At 41.3% G+C, this 841-nt stretch carries 1 pseudogene; it reads right to left on the bottom strand.

Features of this window, described 5'->3' with window-relative positions:
• Positions 1–728, bottom strand: a pseudogene (locus tag ACESTK_RS20465) (ISNCY family transposase); the annotation flags it as partial.
• Positions 729–841: the final 113 nt, after the last annotated feature.

Here is an 841-nt window from a genome sequence, read left to right on the forward strand (position 1 = left end):
TTTTTCTTTTTATAGGTGAAAACAGTACGGCGGTCTGTAAAGAACTTGTAGGGGATACCGTAAGTTGTGAGAATCTGATGGAAAACGTGGTAATAGCCATTCAGAGTTTCCTGGGTATCAAACCAACCGCCGGTAATCCTTCCTGTAGCATCATCTATAGCCAGATGCAGATGCCATATCTGAGCGGGGATCCATTCGTAGGGAGTTGCGTCCATTTGCTGCAGTTCACCGAAATAAGCGGCTCTGGGACGGCGGGAATGGGCGTCCTCAAGAGCAACAAGATTAATCTGTATCTGATCCGCTTCTTTCTGAGATTTCGCCGCTTTTTTATCGGCTTTTAATTGTTCTTTGATTCTCTTTTTCTTAGCTTTTGTAGCCTTGGGAGAGAGAATGTATTCAGCTTCGAGAATAGACATAACCGCTGAAGGGGAGATGTAGATATCTTCATGTTTTCCTAATAACTCAGTGAAATGTTCAAAATTGGCATCATAGTATTTGTTGCGGTATAAATCGACAACAAGATTACGAGTTTCATTGGGGATGGTATTGGCTGGTTTACGTCCTCTGTTGCCATGGATAAAATAGGCTTTGCCATGTTCTTTGTAGCCTTTAAGCATACGGTTAATGTGACGTACAGTACAACCGAGAGTAAGGGCAGCTCTCTGCTTGTTAGGGGCTGGATGATCTGCCAATGATTTGATCACCTCATATTTCTTTTGTTCATCCATTGATAATTCTACCTTTCTGATAATCGTTACCTCCATCTGTTGATGGAAGCATTATACTACATTGGGACATTTTCCTTTATGGTATATTAGGACATTATCATAAATGGTTCATA

The organism is Ruminococcus sp. Marseille-P328 (assembly GCF_964249465.1).
GTDB classification, from domain to species: domain Bacteria; phylum Bacillota; class Clostridia; order Lachnospirales; family Lachnospiraceae; genus Blautia_A; species Blautia_A faecis.